The organism is Bacillus sp. 5w2, from assembly GCF_054353775.1.
Map to the genome: position 1 here is coordinate 381,446 of NZ_JBTIWT010000002.1, position 18,699 is coordinate 400,144.

At 35.2% G+C, this 18,699-nt stretch carries 22 protein-coding genes; 20 read left to right on the plus strand and 2 right to left on the minus strand.

Features of this window, described 5'->3' with window-relative positions:
- The first annotated feature begins 277 nt into the window (after window positions 1-277).
- From ACXY7N_RS06265 to ACXY7N_RS06320, 12 genes are all read left to right on the plus strand, one after another.
- Window positions 278-1,339, plus strand: a complete 1,062-nt coding sequence (locus tag ACXY7N_RS06265) for a YpbB family protein (RefSeq protein ID WP_016088661.1) — start codon at window positions 278-280, stop codon at window positions 1,337-1,339.
- Window positions 1,329-2,858: a RecQ family ATP-dependent DNA helicase gene (locus ACXY7N_RS06270; protein ID WP_098986189.1), complete on the plus strand. Its 1,530-nt coding sequence runs from the start codon at window positions 1,329-1,331 to the stop codon at window positions 2,856-2,858. The genes ACXY7N_RS06265 and ACXY7N_RS06270 overlap by 11 nt, the downstream gene beginning before the upstream one ends.
- Window positions 2,858-3,421, plus strand: a complete 564-nt coding sequence (locus ACXY7N_RS06275; protein WP_488592331.1) for a CPBP family intramembrane glutamic endopeptidase — start codon at window positions 2,858-2,860, stop codon at window positions 3,419-3,421. Before ACXY7N_RS06270 ends, ACXY7N_RS06275 begins: the two co-directional genes overlap by 1 nt.
- Window positions 3,422-3,443: 22 nt before the next feature.
- Window positions 3,444-3,917 carry a LysM peptidoglycan-binding domain-containing protein gene (locus ACXY7N_RS06280; RefSeq protein ID WP_016088658.1) on the plus strand — a complete coding sequence of 158 codons (474 nt, stop codon included), beginning with the start codon at window positions 3,444-3,446 and terminating at the stop codon, window positions 3,915-3,917.
- Between the two features lie 58 nt (window positions 3,918-3,975).
- Window positions 3,976-4,752: a metallophosphoesterase gene (locus ACXY7N_RS06285; protein WP_016088657.1), complete on the plus strand. Its 777-nt coding sequence runs from the start codon at window positions 3,976-3,978 to the stop codon at window positions 4,750-4,752.
- Window positions 4,752-5,627 (plus strand): MerR family transcriptional regulator, encoded by an 876-nt coding sequence (locus ACXY7N_RS06290; RefSeq protein ID WP_116349055.1) that lies wholly within the window; start codon window positions 4,752-4,754, stop codon window positions 5,625-5,627. The genes ACXY7N_RS06285 and ACXY7N_RS06290 overlap by 1 nt, the downstream gene beginning before the upstream one ends.
- A 77-nt stretch (window positions 5,628-5,704) precedes the next feature.
- Complete coding sequence (locus ACXY7N_RS06295) at window positions 5,705-6,313, plus strand: genetic competence negative regulator (RefSeq protein WP_016088655.1); 609 nt, start codon at window positions 5,705-5,707, stop codon at window positions 6,311-6,313.
- 351 nt (window positions 6,314-6,664) lie between these two features.
- Window positions 6,665-7,951, plus strand: coding sequence for an NAD-specific glutamate dehydrogenase (gene gudB / locus ACXY7N_RS06300; protein WP_000225171.1), 1,287 nt, complete (start codon window positions 6,665-6,667; stop codon window positions 7,949-7,951).
- A gap of 78 nt (window positions 7,952-8,029) precedes the next feature.
- Window positions 8,030-8,239, plus strand: coding sequence for a hypothetical protein (locus tag ACXY7N_RS06305; RefSeq protein WP_016134005.1), 210 nt, complete (start codon window positions 8,030-8,032; stop codon window positions 8,237-8,239).
- 93 nt (window positions 8,240-8,332) lie between these two features.
- A complete protein-coding gene (locus ACXY7N_RS06310) occupies window positions 8,333-8,569 on the plus strand; it encodes a DUF3961 domain-containing protein (RefSeq protein ID WP_001983018.1) in 237 nt (78 codons plus the stop codon).
- Between the two features lie 79 nt (window positions 8,570-8,648).
- Window positions 8,649-9,179 carry a peptidoglycan recognition protein family protein gene (locus ACXY7N_RS06315; protein ID WP_016088653.1) on the plus strand — a complete coding sequence of 177 codons (531 nt, stop codon included), beginning with the start codon at window positions 8,649-8,651 and terminating at the stop codon, window positions 9,177-9,179.
- A gap of 109 nt (window positions 9,180-9,288) precedes the next feature.
- Entirely contained in the window at window positions 9,289-10,269 is a 981-nt protein-coding gene (locus ACXY7N_RS06320; protein WP_088083486.1) for a YpdA family putative bacillithiol disulfide reductase, read from the plus strand.
- A gap of 37 nt (window positions 10,270-10,306) precedes the next feature.
- Here ACXY7N_RS06320 and ansA read toward each other — a convergent pair whose 3' ends face one another.
- On the minus strand, window positions 10,307-11,281 hold the full coding sequence (ansA, locus tag ACXY7N_RS06325) for an asparaginase (protein ID WP_080118037.1): 975 nt from the start codon (window positions 11,279-11,281) through the stop codon (window positions 10,307-10,309).
- Window positions 11,282-11,461: 180 nt separating this feature from the next.
- Between ansA and ACXY7N_RS06330 the strand changes: the two genes are divergently transcribed.
- The 4 genes from ACXY7N_RS06330 (at window position 11,462) to ACXY7N_RS06345 (ending at window position 14,987) form a co-directional block, all read left to right on the plus strand.
- Entirely contained in the window at window positions 11,462-11,635 is a 174-nt protein-coding gene (locus ACXY7N_RS06330; protein ID WP_080118036.1) for a YpfB family protein, read from the plus strand.
- A 128-nt stretch (window positions 11,636-11,763) separates the two neighbouring features.
- Window positions 11,764-12,441, plus strand: coding sequence for a (d)CMP kinase (gene cmk, locus ACXY7N_RS06335; protein WP_016088650.1), 678 nt, complete (start codon window positions 11,764-11,766; stop codon window positions 12,439-12,441).
- 335 nt (window positions 12,442-12,776) lie between these two features.
- Window positions 12,777-13,925: a 30S ribosomal protein S1 gene (gene rpsA / locus ACXY7N_RS06340; RefSeq protein WP_016134007.1), complete on the plus strand. Its 1,149-nt coding sequence runs from the start codon at window positions 12,777-12,779 to the stop codon at window positions 13,923-13,925.
- A gap of 12 nt (window positions 13,926-13,937) precedes the next feature.
- Window positions 13,938-14,987 (plus strand): type 2 isopentenyl-diphosphate Delta-isomerase, encoded by a 1,050-nt coding sequence (locus ACXY7N_RS06345; protein ID WP_016134008.1) that lies wholly within the window; start codon window positions 13,938-13,940, stop codon window positions 14,985-14,987.
- A gap of 330 nt (window positions 14,988-15,317) precedes the next feature.
- Here the strand turns inward: ACXY7N_RS06345 and ACXY7N_RS06350 are convergent, their stop codons facing one another.
- The gene (locus ACXY7N_RS06350; RefSeq protein WP_000513900.1) at window positions 15,318-15,452 is read right to left on the minus strand and encodes a YpzI family protein; all 135 of its coding nucleotides are present in this window, start codon (window positions 15,450-15,452) and stop codon (window positions 15,318-15,320) included.
- A 116-nt stretch (window positions 15,453-15,568) separates the two neighbouring features.
- Between ACXY7N_RS06350 and ACXY7N_RS06355 the strand changes: the two genes are divergently transcribed.
- The 4 genes from ACXY7N_RS06355 (at window position 15,569) to der (ending at window position 18,683) form a co-directional block, all read left to right on the plus strand.
- Window positions 15,569-16,180: a YphA family membrane protein gene (locus ACXY7N_RS06355; RefSeq protein WP_016088647.1), complete on the plus strand. Its 612-nt coding sequence runs from the start codon at window positions 15,569-15,571 to the stop codon at window positions 16,178-16,180.
- Window positions 16,173-17,066 (plus strand): YIEGIA family protein, encoded by an 894-nt coding sequence (locus ACXY7N_RS06360; protein ID WP_016088646.1) that lies wholly within the window; start codon window positions 16,173-16,175, stop codon window positions 17,064-17,066. Before ACXY7N_RS06355 ends, ACXY7N_RS06360 begins: the two co-directional genes overlap by 8 nt.
- Window positions 17,063-17,248, plus strand: coding sequence for a capping complex subunit for YIEGIA (locus ACXY7N_RS06365; RefSeq protein ID WP_000979054.1), 186 nt, complete (start codon window positions 17,063-17,065; stop codon window positions 17,246-17,248). The genes ACXY7N_RS06360 and ACXY7N_RS06365 overlap by 4 nt, the downstream gene beginning before the upstream one ends.
- 124 nt (window positions 17,249-17,372) lie before the next feature.
- A complete protein-coding gene (gene der, locus ACXY7N_RS06370) occupies window positions 17,373-18,683 on the plus strand; it encodes a ribosome biogenesis GTPase Der (RefSeq protein WP_001125891.1) in 1,311 nt (436 codons plus the stop codon).
- Window positions 18,684-18,699: the final 16 nt, after the last annotated feature.

Below are 18,699 nucleotides of genomic sequence, written 5' to 3' on the forward strand. Positions count from 1 at the left end.
TGTATGTGAAAAGCTCGCCATAAAAATTATAATCTTATTGTAAAACGGTTTTTAAAACTTTTCAACATAAAATTATAATGATAATGCTTATCAATTAGAGTGTCAACTAATTTTTGAATTATGTCATAAGATTTTCAAAATACGTAAATGTTATTTCGTTTGGTACAATAGAATATATACAAGTATATATTGCCGATATGATAAGTTTAATCAGTAACGGTAGACGTTGTAATCATACAAAAAAGCAATTAAGTTAGATTGAAAGGTGGAAGCGGTAATGCAACTACAATATACTTTATTGTATTGTTTAAAACAATTGAATGGTGAAAGGACCGTTTCTTCTATTTATTATTTATTAAAGGGAAAACGTTCTTCGCAAACGTTACAAGATGGAAATATGTTCCGAATTTCTTTTTTGTTTGGAATATATAAATCGTTAAATAGAACTGAATATGATCGTGAAGTTGCAAAGTTGTTGCAAGCAGATTTGATTCAAGAAATACATGAAAATACATATTTGTTAACATCTAAAGGTAAAATGCAGTTACATACATGGGAGGAAGTGTATGCTTTTCCAGCGCATTTACATGGTTTGCACTATGGTGAATTAGGTGAAACATTTTGGAAAAGATTATCATTAATTATTCAAACTATATCTAATTTACAACAGAATAATACGAAGTTTATTCCTATTCAACAAGATACAGAAATAATGGTGTGGGTAAAACGCTTTTTAACAGGTATACCGTATAGGCGAAGTGAATTGGCAAAAAGATTATGGGGAGAAATACATAATCTTCTAGGAAAAGGTAATGCGATAGAAGCGACGATTGTAACATATCGATTAACAGGATATAAACGTATCGGTTATACATTGCAGCAATTAGCGGAAATTACGAAACAAGATATATTCAGGGTGTACTTTTTATTTTGGGGTACAATTCACTTCCTTATACAAGAAGTTCGTGATAAAGAAAATGAATTTCCGCTATTAGCTGAGATTATCTCTTATCCAAATGAGAGAGCTGAACTATTTAGTTTATCAACGAAAAAAACATATAATTTTTGGAGACAAGGGCGCTCTTTAGATGAAATAGCGACAATTAGAAATTTAAAGGTTGCAACGATAGAAGATCATTTTGTTGAAATTGCATTGCGAGAGAAAGATTTTTCTATCGAGATGTTTATGGAAAAAGACAAAATAGATAAAGTAACAAAAGTAATTGATGCATTACAAACACGTAAGTTGCGTGAGTTGAAACAAGCGGTTGGAGAAGATATCTCCTATTTTGAGGTCCGTCTTGTATTGGCACGGATGGAGGGTATAAATGAAACTTGAGGAATATTTATATAGGTGGTTTGGATATTCTGAATTTCGTCCAGGTCAAAAAGGGGTAATTACAGATTTATTGGAAGGAAAAGATGTTATAGCGATGCTTCCGACTGGAAGAGGGAAGTCTATGTGCTATCAACTTCCAGGGCTAATGCAAGAAGGAACCGTGCTTGTTGTATCACCATTATTATCTTTGATGGAAGATCAGGTTACACAATTAAAGTATGTTGTGAAAAACCGAGTGATAGCATTTAATAGTTTTCGGACAGTATATGAAAAAAGAGAAGCGATGAAAAAATTAGCTTCATATAAATTTATTTTTGTTTCACCAGAGATGTTGCAGTCGGAATTGTTAATAAGAGAATTGAAGAAAGTTCATATTTCATTATTTGTTGTGGATGAGGCTCATTGTATTTCGCAATGGGGTTATGATTTTAGACCAGACTATAAAAAACTAAATGTAGTCATTGAGAATATCGGGTCTCCTGCGGTGCTAGCATTAACAGCAACAGCGACGAAAGATGTACTTCGAGATATAGCAGAGAGTTTGAGTTTAAAGAATGTTGCGCAGCATGTATACTCTATTGATCGTCCAAATATTGCAATGGAAGTACAATTTGTGGAGACGATAGAAGAGAAGAAAGAAGCGCTTTTGGACCAGGTGATGTATTTACAAGGGCCAGGGATTGTATATTGTTCAAGCAGAGCGTGGACAGAACGTTTAACGGAATATTTAAGAGGAAAAGGCGTGACAGGTGTCGCTTTTTATCATGGCGGTATGGAACATGAAGAGCGTATGTTAATTCAACAGCAATTTATGAATGACCAGTTGCAGCTTGTAATATGCACAAGTGCTTTTGGTATGGGAGTAAATAAGTCGAATACGAGATATATTATTCATTTCCATTATCCGACTAATATAGCTTCTTATTTACAAGAAATTGGAAGGGCTGGAAGAGATGGTGAACCGAGTATAGCTATCTTACTATGTAGTCCGTTAGATCACGATTTGCCAATTTCAATAATTGAAGATGAATTGCCACGTCAGTCGCAAATAAAATTTTTATTTTCTTTACTACAAGAAAGAATGTTTCAAACGAAAGAATTACCAATAGAAGAGGTAGAAGAAATTTGTTATAATGCAGCAAGATTTAATGAACAATATTGGCGTTTCATCCGCTATCATCTCGAACAGCTTGGAATCATACAACAGCGAAAATTAAAATTAGAGAGCTTGTCAGATGAAATTATGAACAGATTAATAGCTGAAGTAGAAATAAGGCTGCGTAATAAATATAGTGAGCTAGAAAACATGAAATCATGGATACAAGTGAAAGGATGTAGACGTGAATATTTGCTGCAACAGTTCGGTTATAGAAAAGAGAACGAGTTAAAAAATTGCTGTGACTATTGTAGTATTACAAAAACAGATTATAAAAAAAGACAAGCGCAACAATCGGATTTCGACTATAATTGGGAAACAGAGTTACAAAAGCTTTTCGGTCTAGAAAAGATGGGGGAATGATGAACATTCAAAGGCATAATATTGAAGATATGAGTCCGAAAGAAATAAGGCTGAATCTGTATATCACACAGTTCATTATTATCGGTATCGGCTGTTTACTAGCGTATATATTATTCCGACATATAAAATCGGTGTATAGTCTGTGGAAATGGGAACCGGTGTCTATACTTATAATAGGTGGCTTATTAGCAATTGGTATTGTGTTATTAGATTATGTTGCAATGCGAGTATTTCCAGAGTCTTGGTTTGATGATGGTGGTATTAACGATAGGATGTTTCAAGGAATGTCAGTTATGCATCTACTCGCTATTACGTTCATTATCGGTTTTGCAGAAGAATTTTTATTTAGAGGTGTAGTGCAGACGCACTTTGGAATTGTAATAGCGAGTTTAGTATTTGCAGTGTTACATATTCGGTATATAAAAAAGCCATTTTTGTTTTGTTTCGTCTGTTTCATTAGTTTTGTCTTTGGTTATGTATTTGAATGGACAGGAAATTTGTTTATAACAATCTTTGCACACTTTCTTGTTGATTTTATAATGGGACTCCAATTAAGAAAATAAATGGAAGGTGGTGGTGAACAACATGAGAAAACGAATTCCTGATTTTGAAGAGGAATTAGAAGTTGAGCGAGTAGAAGAAAAAGAAGGTTTACCGCCGCGTAGTGAAATTCATAGAAATAAAGAGAAAAAACAAAAGTTTAAAATGAATCATATTTTCGTCCGAGTTTTAACATTTCTATTCATATTACTACCAATTAGTATCTTATGGTATACAGATAAATATATTCAAGTGAAAAGTGATGGTAATAACGCTGGAAAAAGTGCATTTGAGGTCATTTTCTTTGATTCAGCTAAATCTGAGTCACCATCTGAGAAAGTAGTAACGCATACGGTGAAAGAGGGAGAAACTTTAGAAAGTATAGCGAAGCAATATTTTTCAGATGAAACTGGGATCGAAGTGATTAAAAAGTATAATGATTTACAAGAAGATAAAGTGAGTGTGGGTCAAGAAATAAAAATTCCGATAAAAGATAAGTCCGCAAAGCAGGAGAGCTAGTAAAATACTTGTTATAAAAACTGAGGATTATCTTTATGAGGAAGGGAGTAAAAAATATATGATATGGATTATCTTATTAAGTACTCTCATATGTATTGGTATTATATTTCTTCTTGTAATGTATACAGAAGCAATGCGTAATACTGTGTTAGAACATACTTTAATATTTGAAGAATTTCCGAAAAGTTTTCAAAAAGTAAAGGTGTTTTTTATTTCTGATATTCATAGAAGAGTCATTCCAAGTACGTTAATTGAACAAGTAAAAGGAAAAGTAGATCTTGTAATTATTGGTGGTGATTTAGCGGAAAGAGGTGTCCCTTTATCAAAAATCTCTGCAAATATACAAAAGTTAAGAGAGATAGCTCCTGTATATTTTGTATGGGGAAATAATGATTATGAGATTGAATATCACGAATTAGATGCTTTGTTATTAGAAAATAATGTGAAAGTTTTAGATAATACAAGAGTTATATTTGAGTCTGAATTAGGAGAGAAAATTTGTTTGCTTGGTGTAGATGATGTTGGTTTGAAACGAGATCGTTTAGATTTAGCGTTGGCTGATTGTAAAGAAGATGGTTTTCGTATATTAATTAGCCACAACCCTGACATATTAAATAAAATGTCTGGAAAAGAACAAATTTCACTTGTGTTAAGTGGGCATACACATGGAGGACAGATTCGATTATTCCCGTCTAAAAAATATTTAAAAGGTGGCGTATATAAGCATTCCAATGTGACTCTTTTTGTTAGTAATGGATATGGAACGACGCTGATTCCACTTCGCTTTCGAGCACCTGCTCAAACACATATTATTACGTTATGCGGAGGGAAATGATGCCAACTCTAAACGGAAAATATAACATAAAAGCTGTTTCGAATATAATTGGAGTTCAGCCGAGTACGCTTCGTGCGTGGGAAAGACGATATCAAATTATTGCCCCAAAGCGGAATCATGCGGGGCATCGATTATATACAGAAGAGCATATTCAAATTTTGAAATGGTTAATGGACAAAGTTTCTTCTGGTATGATGATTGGACAAGCAGTTCAATTATTAGAAGGGAATCGTTTGCAGAGTAATGTTCAAGAAGAAATACATTACGATAAAGAAGTTGTTTTAGTGGACGATTTACTACAAGCTTTGTTAAAATTTGATGAAATTACAACTTCTGCATTGTTAAACGAGGCTTTTAGTATTTATGCAACAGAAAAAGTTATAGCAAGTATGATTCTTCAAGTGACAAATAAATTGTTAACGTTAAAAAATAATAATGAAGTTACAATGGTGCAATTCCAATATGTCGTATCATTTTTACAAACTCGTCTAGGAATGGTGTATCATAATGCATCATCGTTTTCTTCTATACACAAAGTTGTTGTGTTAGAAAATAATATGTTGAAAGGATTTGTTTTCTCAACGTATTTACGCTTAAAAGGATATGAGGTGATATATATTAGGTCGAACTTAGCAGAAGATAGTATTTTGTTAGCTGTTGAGCAAATACAGCCTACATATGTAGTAGTCTCTTTTGATGACGGAAGAGAACTTAAGAATGCGATGAATTACTTGAGTTTGTTGCAAGAAAAAAGTGAGAACCTTTCTGCTGGGTTTATAGGAAAAATAGGTGCTCGAGATCAGTTGAACATTCAAACAAGCTTAATTGGTGATACGAAAGAAGAATGGGATGATTGGTTAAAAATGTTAGAATAGTTGTTCGAAAAGAACCATCTATTTTCTATTTCATATAATAAAAATTATATTCACTGGTTGCGCAGGGAGGGTATGAGATGAGGCTGGAACGATTAAATTACAATAAGATAAAAATTTTCTTAACATTTGATGATTTATCTGAACGAGGATTAACGAAAGAAGATTTGTGGAGAAATGCACCGAAAGTTCAGCAATTATTTCGTGATATGATGCAAGAAGCAAATAAGGAACTAGGATTTGAAGCGGATGGTCCGATTGCAGTTGAAGTATTTTCTCTACAAGCGCAAGGAATGGTCGTAATTGTAACGAAAGAACATCAAGATGTGGATACAGATGATGAGTTCCGTGACGAGTTTATTGAAATGCAAGTGACTCTAGATGAAAGCGAGCATATACTTTATGAGTTTGCTACACTAGATGACGTAATTAACCTGTCGAATCGTTTATATAACCTTGATGTAACTGGCGGAAAGCTATATACGTGGGATGGGCGTTTCTATCTTTGGATGGAAGAAGAGGAGCAAGTTCAATTACTGAAGGCAGATTTTATAGCTATTTTAGCGGAATATGGTAATCCGTCTACAGCAACTATTTATCGTTTAATGGAGTACGGTAAAGAATTAATGGCTTCTCAAGCAATTGAACAAATACACCATTACTTTGTAAAAAAACAAAACCTTAGCTAATATAACATGGCTAAGGTTTTGTTTTTTTATTTGGAAAAACTAAAAGTATGGTCTGAAAATTTCAAAACGACTCATGGTATAGAGTGAATTATAAATACTTGAGCATTCTTTATTGTATTTAAATATATCTTTTCAAGGCGCTGTATGTAAGTGAAATAAAAAATATTTAAATATTTAAGTATTTTACTTTTCTAAAAGCAATAAAAGGACTATAATGATAGTGAAAACGCTTGCAACAGAAAATAGTTTGTATATATTTGTTAGCGTTTTCTATTGCATTCCAAATTTAACGGTGTATACTAGGCAATGAAGGTTTACTAAACAAGTGAAATTACAGGGGGTTTACTTACTATGGTAGCCGAAAAGGGAACTCAAACAAAAACACAACAACAAAGGGAACAACATTTTGAACTATTGAATTCGACACAAATTGTTATTAGTGAAGCATTAGAAAAATTGGGTTATCCAAACGAAGTATATGAATTATTAAAAGAACCAATTCGTATGATGACAGTGAAAATACCAGTTCGTATGGATGACGGGACTGTTAAAATATTTACAGGATATCGTGCACAACATAATGATGCTGTTGGTCCAACGAAAGGTGGAATTCGCTTCCATCCGAATGTAACAGAAAACGAAGTGAAAGCACTTTCAATCTGGATGAGTTTAAAATGTGGTATTGTTGATTTACCATACGGCGGAGGTAAAGGTGGAATTATCTGTGACCCGCGTGAAATGTCATTCCGTGAGTTAGAAAGATTAAGCCGCGGTTATGTACGAGCAATTAGCCAAATCGTAGGACCGACGAAAGATATTCCAGCTCCAGATGTATTCACAAACTCTCAAATTATGGCATGGATGATGGATGAATATAGCCGTATTGATGAATTTAATTCACCAGGATTTATTACAGGTAAGCCACTTGTATTAGGTGGATCACATGGACGTGAAACAGCAACGGCGAAAGGTGTAACAATTTGTATTCGCGAAGCTGCAAAAAAACGCGACATTGATATTAAAGGTGCGCGCGTTGTTGTTCAAGGATTCGGTAATGCTGGTAGCTTCTTAGCTAAATTTATGCATGATGCAGGCGCGAAAGTTATTGCAATCTCAGATGCTTACGGTGCATTGCATGATCCAAACGGATTAGATATTGATTATTTATTAGACCGTCGTGATAGCTTCGGTACAGTAACAAAACTATTTAATAATACAATTTCAAACAAAGAATTGTTAGAACTTGATTGCGATATTTTAGTTCCAGCTGCAATTGAGAACCAAATTACAGAAGAAAATGCTAATAATATTAAAGCAAAAATCGTTGTTGAAGCTGCAAATGGTCCGACAACATTAGAAGCAACTAAAATTTTAACAGATCGCGGCATTTTACTTGTTCCAGACGTATTAGCAAGTGCTGGTGGTGTAACGGTATCTTACTTCGAGTGGGTACAAAATAACCAAGGTTACTACTGGACTGAAGAAGAAGTAGAACAACGTTTAGAAAAAGTAATGGTAAGATCATTTGATTCTATTTATGAAACAGCACAAGTTCGTAAAGTGAACATGCGCCTAGCAGCGTATATGGTCGGTGTTCGTAAAATGGCTGAAGCAAGTCGCTTCAGAGGTTGGGTATAATATTATATTGTGAGAAAACGTGATTCCTTTCGAGGGAATCACGTTTTTTTGTTGAAGTATTAGTGTGAGGTGTTGTATATGGAAAATGAAATGATGGAACGAGTAGAACAATTAGAAGAAAAGGTGAAGAGGTTAGAGGGAGAACTCGCAAGAACGATGAAAGTCCAAAAAACAAGTAGCGTTCGGGTGTTCGGAGAAGGGCTATTGTTTTTAATATTTGGTGCAGTTGTATTAGGACCGATTATAGCCTTCGTAATCTCGATTCTTACTTGGTTGGCTGAAAAATAAAATAAAAATAAAAAAGAACGCTTGTTCTACACGAACAAACGTGCTATACTCTCCTTAGATAAACAAAACGGAAATGATTTTAAGGAGAGATAAATGATGAAAATGACAGTAGACCAAAGATTTATGATGCCAGCAGATGTTGTAGAACGAGTGGAAGTATTAAGAAACAAACAAAGTAAGCGCGGCACATTATTGCAATCAGTAAATAAATTTTTCGGTTTAGATACGAAAGAAGATTGTGTTTGGTTTTACGGTTTTTATGGAGTTGCTGTAAGTATTTTACTATTTATGGTGTTCACATCAAATATTTTCGATTTTCTCTTCGCGTAAGAAATATGCTATAAGGACATTGCTACCGAATACATATATAAGGAAGTAAAGTAATCTTCTGAAGCGGGAGTTGGTAGTAATGGCGATGTTTCCTATAGAGCGTAACTATATTGGATATGGAAGTTCACGACCGGGAATTCCTCTTTCTAAAGTAAGGTTTATTGTAAGTCATGATACGGGGAATCCTGGTAGCAATGCGATAGGCAATCGGGATTATTTTAATGAGATACAACCGAAAGCCTCGGCACATACATTTATAGATGACAAAACGATATTAGAAATTATTCCTATAAATGAAGTTGCCTATCATGTTCGATATGGTGTGCCGGCCGATAATGACTTATATGGTTATGATGCCAATAAGGCTGCCATTGGAGTGGAACTTTGTTATGGCGGTGATGTTAACTTTTGGGAAGCGTATACTCGTTTTACGTGGTATCATGCGTACTTGTGTCAAAACTTCGGCTTGAATCCGAAAAAGGATATCGTATCACATAAAACACTTGATCCAGCTAGAAAGATTGATCCTGAAAATGTATTAGGGAAACAAGGTATTAGATTTCAGCAGTTTTTAGCAGATGTCTATCGGATGTACGTTTCGTTTAGATGACAAATATATGAAAAATGAATACAATATAGATAGGTGCCTACTGCTGTAAGTAGGTTTTTTCTTGTTTTTATAAATAGTGCAGAGGTAGAAGACTAGGAGTGAACAGAGTATGCAAAAAGAAGCAGTTATTATTATCGGAGGCGGTCCATGCGGATTAGCAGCGGCGATTTCGTTGCAAAAGGTAGGGGTAAATCCGTTAGTAATTGAAAAAGGAAACATTGTAAATGCGATTTATAATTATCCAACTCATCAAACATTTTTCTCTTCTAGTGAAAAATTAGAAATTGGTGAAGTAGCTTTTATTACAGAAAATCGTAAGCCAGTTCGAAATCAAGCGCTTGCGTATTATCGTGAAGTAGTAAAGCGTAAATCTGTACGTGTAAATGCTTTTGAACGAGTGGAAAAAGTTCAAAAAGATGGAGAAGTTTTTCAGGTTGAGACGACAAAGCGTGACGGAAGTAAAGAAGTATATATAGCGAAATATATTGTTGTAGCAACTGGATATTATGACAATCCGAATTATATGAATGTTCCAGGTGAGGAATTGAAGAAAGTAGCTCACTATTTTAAAGAGGGACATCCTTATTTTGATCGAGATGTAGTCGTTATAGGTGGGAAAAATTCGAGTGTAGATGCCGCACTAGAACTTGTTAAAGCTGGTGCGCGTGTAACAGTTTTATATCGCGGAAGTGAGTATTCACCAAGCATAAAGCCGTGGATTTTGCCGGAGTTTGAGGCATTAGTACGAAACGGCACAATTCAAATGCATTTCCAGGCTCATGTGAAAGAAATTACTGAACATACATTAACGTATACAGTTGATGGCGAGGTATATACAATCCAAAATGATTTTGTATTTGCGATGACTGGTTACCATCCTGATCATAGTTTCTTAACGAAAATGGGTGTTCGGATTGATGAAGAAACAGGACGTCCAATTTATGCTGAGGATACATTGGAAACGAACGCTGAAAATATTTTTATTGCAGGTGTAATTGCTGCTGGAAATAATGCAAATGAAATATTTATTGAGAACGGTCGATTTCATGGAGATGCGATTGCGCAAACCATTGCAACAAGAGAAATGTAAAAAGAAGCTGTCGAAATAAACTTCGACAGCTTCTTTTTTAATCGTGCATAAACATATTTTGGATTGTTTCATGAGAATTTGTATTCTCTAATGCAACTAATAATTTAATACGTGCTTTTTGGGCATTTAAACCGTATGTGAATACAATACCCATATCTTTTAATTGTTTGCCGCCACCTTCATATGAATATACATCTTGAACGATGCCGTTGAAACAGCGAGAAACTAATACGACAGGAATTCCTTTGTTTATTAATCGTTCTATACTAGGAAGTGTTCTTGGAGGTAAATTACCTTGCCCGAGTGCTTCAATGACAATCCCGTCTACTGGAAGGTTTTCAATTGCTGCTAACAATGTATCGTCCATACCAGCGTATGCTTTTAGAACAACTACGTTTTTAGAAATTTTATTTACTGAATATGTTTCGTGATGTACTAAAGCGTGATGGAATACAACACCGCGCTTTGTTACCATACCAATTGGTCCATACTGTGGACTCTGGAATGTTGCTACATTACTTGTATGTGTTTTCGTTACATTTGTAGCGCAATGAATTTCGTCGTTTAATACGACTAGAACACCTTTTTCTGCAGCTTCACTACAGCTAGCGACTTTTACAGCCGATAAGAAGTTATATAGACCATCAGCACCTAATTCATTACTAGAACGCATTGCGCCAGTCACAACGATCGGAATAGTTGCTTGCACTGTTAAATCTAAGAAATAGGCTGTTTCTTCTAATGTATCCGTACCATGCGTAATGACTACGCCATGAATGTTGTCTTGTTTTACTCTTTCATCAATGATGACTTGTAATTGTAACATTTCGCTCGGTGTCATATGAGGAGATGGTAGATGGAACACATCTTCAACGATTAAATCAACATCGCCTTCTAAATCAGGAATGAATTTTAAAAGAGGATTTTTTTCACCTGGTTGTACGACCCCAGTTTCTTTATCTTCCTCCATTGCAATTGTTCCACCTGTGTGTAAAACTAGGATTCTTTTCAATGCTTATACCCCTTTCAAGTAAAAAAATACATTTAGAACATAACATGTTTTGAGTAAATTCGACAATGGAAATGTATAAAAGTATGCCTCGAAAATGACAATAAAATTAACTGCTATATGTACGATGTATAAAATCATGAAACGAAATGTGTAAATATAGTATAGGAGGGAGCATTTACGTTGAAAAAGATGGAGAGAATTTTTATTCGTATATTAATAATACAATTCATTTGTCTTTGTGTTGTGCAATTGTTATTTATACATAAGTCATCAGTGAAATATTTATCTAAAATTGTTTATTATGAAGGTGTCATGGTAAAAAACAAAACAGAAATCTTACAGGTGAATAGGTAGTTTTCATTTTCTTCTAGTAAGGATTATGCTACAATAATTGAGGATTTAATGACGTGAAGCAAATGAGAAGAAGCAGGAGAATACCTGCTTTTCGTTTTGTTTTATAAGTGAAAAAATGAGGTGTTACAATGGATAAACGAATTTCAATTGCTATAGATGGTCCAGCAGCTGCTGGAAAAAGTACGGTTGCAAAAGTTGTGGCAAAGAAACTTTCTTACGTTTATATTGATACAGGCGCAATGTATCGTGCGATTACATATGCAGCCCTTGAGCAAAAAGTGGACATTGAAAATGAAGAGAAGTTAATGGAAGTTGTAAAGAATGTGAATATTGAGTTTCAACAAGGAGAAAATACACAACTTGTATTTTTAAATGGACAAGATGTTTCTGAAGTAATTCGTACACCTGAGGTGACGAATCGAGTATCTATTGTGGCGAAACATCGCCTTGTTCGTGAAGAAATGGTACGTCGTCAACAAGAGTTAGCGGAAAAAGGCGGCGTTGTAATGGATGGCCGTGATATTGGTACACATGTGTTACCAGATGCTGAAGTGAAGATCTTTATGCTTGCTTCTGTTGAAGAAAGAGCAGAAAGAAGACATTTAGAAAATACAAATAAAGGTTTCGATTCTAATTTAGAGCAGTTAAAAGAAGAAATTGCTCAGCGTGATAAATTAGATTCAGAACGCGAAGTTTCTCCTCTGAAAAAAGCTGATGATGCATTGGAATTAGATACAACTTCTTTATCAATTGAAGAAGTTGTCCAAAAAATTATGAGTATTGTTTCAGGAGTTTTTGCGAAATAAAGAAAGGGGATAACCTCTTTCTTTTTTTTGTTTATATATAAATGTAAAGGATACGTGAATTGTGAGTCTCTTTCCTTGACAAATGATCGGATTTGTAAGAAGTTAGTAAAAGAAGGATAAAACTTTCAGAATATATTCGCTATTATATTTCAAAACATACTTTCTTCAAGATGATTTTGCTGTATACTATTTATATAGGTTTAATATATTTTCTAGTGAAATGTATGAAAACTGAGTATGTGATGATAAATTCTTAAACATGCAAATGAAAACATTTGTTTTCATTTCGTATATACATAAAAAATGCTTTGTCAATTCTGTAGGGAGGTATTTCCATGGTAGAGAAAATGAATGAAGAAGTTATGGATTCAAAAGAATTACAAGTTGGTGACGTTGTTACAGGTTCTGTAACGAAAGTTGAAGAGAAACAAGTGCTTGTAAATGTTGGATACAAAACAGATGGCGTAATTCCAATTAGTGAATTAGCTAACGTTCATATTGAAAAAGCAAGCGATGTTGTAGAATTAGATCAAATACTAGAATTAAAAATTATTAAATTAGAAGAAGATGATCTTGTCTTATCTAAGCGTGCTGTTGATGCAGAAAAAGCATGGGTAGAATTACAAGAGAAATTTACTTCTGGTCATGTATTTGATGTTACTGTAAAAGATATCGTGAATGGTGGATTAGTTGTGGACCTTGGTGTTCGTGGTTTTATCCCGGCTTCACTTGTGGAAGTACATTATGTAGAAGATTTTACTGACTATAAAGGCAAAACATTAGCCGTGAAAATTGTTGAATTAGACCGCGAAAAAAATCGTGTAATTCTTTCGCATAAAGCAGTAGTAGAATTAGAACTAGATTCTAAGAAGAAAGAAGCAATTTCTTCATTAAAAGAAGGCGACGTTGTTGAAGGAACAGTACAACGATTAACGAACTTTGGTGCTTTCGTTAACGTTGGTGGTGTGGACGGTTTAGTTCATATTTCACAAATTTCACACGAACGTGTAGAACAACCTTCTGAAGTATTAGAGCAAGGTCAAAAGGTAAAGGTAAAGGTATTATCTGTTGATGCTGATACACAGCGTATTTCTTTATCAATTAAAGCAGCTCAACCGGGCCCTTGGGAAAATGTTGCTGGCGAAGTAAAAGCTGGAGATATTCGTGAGGGAGTAGTAAAACGTCTTGTTACATTCGGTGCATTCGTTGAAATTTTACCTGGCGTTGAAGGTCTTGTGCATGTATCTCAAATTGCAAATCGTCATGTGAAAAATCCAAATGAAGTATTGGAAATGGGACAAGAAGTAAAAGTGAAAGTGCTGGAAGTCCATGTAGCAGAGAAACGTATTTCTTTAAGTATAAAAGAAGCGCTTGAGGAAAATAATGTAATTGAAGATTACAGTCAGTATGAACCAAATGCTGATTCTGCTACTTTCCAATTAAGTGATATTATTGGTGAACAACTGAAAAAATTAAAGAAATAAAGAGGGGTACAAGTGGCAAGGGCAAAACGTAAATTAGATCATATTGAATACGCTCTTTCTACAGGTCAGTCTCGTACGCATGGCTTTCATGATATTGATTTTGTGCATCAAGGATTGCCAAATTCAAGTTATGACACAATAACATGTGAAACAAAAATCGGCGAACTTTCACTAAGTTCGCCGATTTTTATCAATGCGATGACTGGTGGTGGAGGAGAGAAAACGTTACATATTAATGAGCAATTAGCATATGTAGCGAAACATCATAATCTTGCTATGGCTGTAGGTTCGCAAATGGCGGCGTTAAAAGATGAAAGTGAGGCTGCTTCTTATAAGATTATCAGAAAGGTAAACCCAAATGGTATTTTCTTTGCTAATTTAGGTAGTGAGGCAACTATCGAACAGGCAGAGCGTGCGGTTGATATGATTGAAGCAAATGCGCTACAAATTCATTTGAATGTCATACAAGAGTTAACGATGCCAGAAGGAGACCGTGACTTTACTGGTGTACTTCAGCGTATTGAGAAAATTGTTTTAAATAGTAAAGTTCCTGTCATTGTAAAAGAAGTTGGATTTGGGATGAGCAAGGAAACTGTACAGCGGTTAGTGAGTATAGGTGTAACGGCAATTGATATTGGTGGACAAGGTGGTACGAATTTTGCTGCAGTTGAAAATGAAAGAAGACAACGAATGCTTTCTTATTTTAATAACTGGGGCATACAAACAGCTACCTCGATTATTGAAGCAACCTCTACAAATAATAACCTCTCTTTTATTGCATCTGGGGGCATACAAACAGCGCTTGACGTAGCGAAGGCAATCGCATTAGGGGCGAATACAACTGCTTTTGCTGGATATTTTTTACGCATTTTAATGCAAGATGGTATCGAGAAGTTAGTGGATGAAATTGATCTGTTACATAAAGATTTGAAATTTATTATGACCGCTCTTGGGGCGAAGACGATAGAAGAGTTACAATCTGTACCTCTTGTTGTAAAGGGCGAAACGTATCATTGGTTAATGCAGCGTGGGATTGATACGGTTCATTATAGTAGAAGATAAAAAATCAACCGTTTGGTTGGTTTTTTTATTTGCTGTTCTTTTTTAGTACTATAAAGTGAGGGATGAAATTAATATTCTATCAAAATAAAAATGAAATTAAATTATTGCGATGTATAAATATTACCTTGTAAAAGTTGCGACTGGAAAATGTAGATAATGTGCTACTGGATTATTGGATAGGGGTTAATTTTGCCAAGGAAAATAAGTGGAGGGAAAAATTAATCAACGGAAGATTCGTATATAAAATATTATTTTGATATAAATAAAAATCATTAAAATAATTATGTAAAAGACGGTTTCGTACAATATCGAAACCGTCTTTTGTATTCATTAGTGCTGATTCTGCTTGCGAGCTTGCTCTGGTGTATCAAGCCCAGTAGCACCCGGATATTGTAGTGATTGATCACGGTCAGATTCAACGCGGCGTGATTCTCTTAGTTTTCGTTCTTGACGATCTTTACCCATAATGAATAGCACCTCCTTATTAAAAGTGTTGCTGTTATATGAAAAAACTATGCGCGAAGAAAGAGGATTAACTTTCATAAAAAGTTCCCATAATGGAAAACATAGGAGGTGAAATGATGGAAGGGAGTACTTTTTATTTTGTAGCTTGGATAGGGTGGATTGTCGTAACTTTTTTTATGAAAAAGGATTCTATCCGGTGGAAGATAAGCGCTTGTATATTGATTTTTATTATTTGCTCTCCGTTACATGTAACGGTTGCTTCATTCACGGTATCAGTAAATGCACTTTTACTTTCTGTTGTTGCTTTTATAGGAATCGCACTATATTCTATTTGGAAAAAATTATACAGCTTACTCTCGGCACTTATTATTGCAATGTTATATACAAGTTTTCATTTGTTAGAAGTATATGATCCAATTTGGATTGTGGTGGACAGGTTGTTTTTGTTAAGTAGTGCTCTTGTGTATGCATCGGTGTTATTACATGAGGATCGCATATTACGATTATGTTCTCTTTATATAGGAATGTTACAGGGAGAGTTGTTTGTGACACTTATTTTTCGGAAGCTACATTTTCCTTACGATTACGGTAGTTTATCTTTTTTTGATATCGTCGCCGTTTCTACATTGTTCATGGCAATTTTGTTTTGGATTGCAAAAGCATCAATATACATGGAACAGTTCAAGAGGAAAACACGTAAAAGAAAGGCGAGGGTAATACATGACTGAATATACACCGGCCATTTTATGCGGCGTAATAGCGGGGACAGTAACGAGAGTGCTAATGCTCCGGACAGATACGCGGCAATATCCAACGAGGCTCCACGGGAAAATTATTCACATTGCGATGGGATTAATTGCAGCGGCTTTAGGAGCGATTGCGATTCCGTCTATTTTGAAAAAAGATTTTTCTGCCATTACGTTTCTTACGTTAGCAGCAACACAGTTTCGTGATGTGCGAAATATGGAAAGAAATACACTTCAACAATTAGATGGATATGAGCTCGTACCGCGTGGAAATACATACATTGAAGGAATTGCATTAGTTTTTGAAAGTCGTAACTATTTGTCGATGTTAACGTCGTTTGCAACGACGTTTGCGTATATAGGGTTCCGTTCATGGATTGCTGGAGTAATTATGGCTATAATCTCATTTTTTATCGCGAAAAAATTAATGTCTGGTAAGAGGTTACATGATCTTGTTGATATTGAGCATGTTCCACTTCGTTTTGAGGGAGCGGGGCTGTACATTGATAATATTTATATTATGAATATTGGATTGCCAGCAAGACAAGAGGAAATTATGAAATATGGGATGGGCTTTATTTTAAGGCCGAAATCAATTGATGCGATGGTGACAATCTCAAACTTAGGACAAAGGCAAGCTATTTTACATGATGTGTCTGTTGCTTTAGGGATTTATAGAGATTCTGGTACGCCGGCGCTTGTACCGTTAGCAAAGCGTGATTTAGAAGATGGTAGGGTTGGGATTTTTGTCTTGCCACAAGATCAAGATGCAGAGAAAGCGATAGGTGTCATAGGGAATGTGCCGACGTTAGAAAGTGCTGTTCATATGTCATCGGAAGCCCCGAAAGGAAGGGGAGATAAGAGATGATGTTAGAAAGTGTCATTCTTGCAGTTATTACAACGACCCCGGAGAAATTTGCTGGGGGTGCCCCTTTGTTTACTTGTGAATCGACAGAGGAATTAGAATTTGTTGCAAATAATTTAGAGGCAATTTTAGATGGTATTGCGCATCGCTTACAAGAGAATGTATATATTATTGTGAAACATTAGCAACGTGTGTTATAATGTGAGGTGTTTTGATACGTTGAGAAATATTCTGGAATGCAAATCCCTTCTTGCACAAAGAAGGGTTTTTTACATAATAAACAGATGTAAGTTGAAAGGATGAAAGTATATGCCGAAACCAGTAATAGCAATAGTAGGCCGCCCGAACGTAGGGAAATCTACTATTTTCAATAGAATTGTTGGAGAGAGAGTTTCAATCGTAGAAGATATTCCAGGTGTAACGCGCGATCGTATTTATAGCGCTGGAGATTGGTTAAATCATGAATTTAACATTATTGATACAGGTGGAATTGATATTGGAGACGAGCCATTTTTGACACAAATTCGTCAACAAGCTGAAGTAGCGATTGATGAAGCAGATGTTATCATTTTTATGACAAATGGTCGTGACGGTGTAACAGCAGCGGATGAAGAAGTTGCAAAAATTTTATATCGTTCAAATAAACCAGTTGTACTTGCAGTAAATAAAGTAGACAATCCAGAGATGCGCAGTGACATTTATGACTTCTATGCATTAGGATTTGGCGAGCCATTCCCAATTTCAGGTACACACGGATTAGGATTAGGTGATTTATTAGACGAAGCTGCACAGCATTTTCCAAAGATTGAAGAAGACGGATATGATGAAGATACAATTCGTTTCTCTTTAATTGGACGTCCAAATGTAGGGAAATCATCACTTGTAAATGCTCTTCTTGGGCAAGAGCGTGTAATTGTTAGTAATGTAGCAGGAACAACTCGTGATGCTGTCGATACACCATATAGCAAAGACGGAAAAGATTATGTAATTATCGATACAGCTGGTATGCGTAAAAAAGGGAAAGTGTATGAAAGTACAGAAAAGTATAGTGTACTTCGTGCACTAAGAGCTATTGAACGTTCTGACGTTGTTTTAGTCGTTTTAGACGGTGAAGAAGGAATTATTGAACAAGATAAAAAAATCGCTGGATATGCTCATGATTCAGGGCGAGCTGTTGTTATCGTTGTAAACAAATGGGACGCAGTGAAAAAAGATGAGAAAACAATGAAAGCATTTGAAGAAAATATCCGTGCTCACTTCCAATTTTTAGAGTATGCACCGATTGTGTTCTTATCTGCGAAAACGAGAAAACGTACACAAACGTTAATACCGGTTATCGATGAAGTAAATGAAAGCCATAGTATCCGTATTCAAACGAATGTATTAAATGATGTAATTATGGATGCGGTAGCGATGAATCCAACGCCAACGCATAACGGTAGCCGCCTGAAGATTTTCTATGCAACACAAGTTGCAGTAAAACCACCAACATTTGTTGTGTTTGTAAACGATCCAGAATTATTGCACTTCTCATATGAGCGCTTCTTAAAGAATCGTTTACGTGAATCATTTGGCTTTGTAGGGACGCCGATTCACATTATCGCTAGAGCAAGAGACTAATGGAGAGGATGTGATT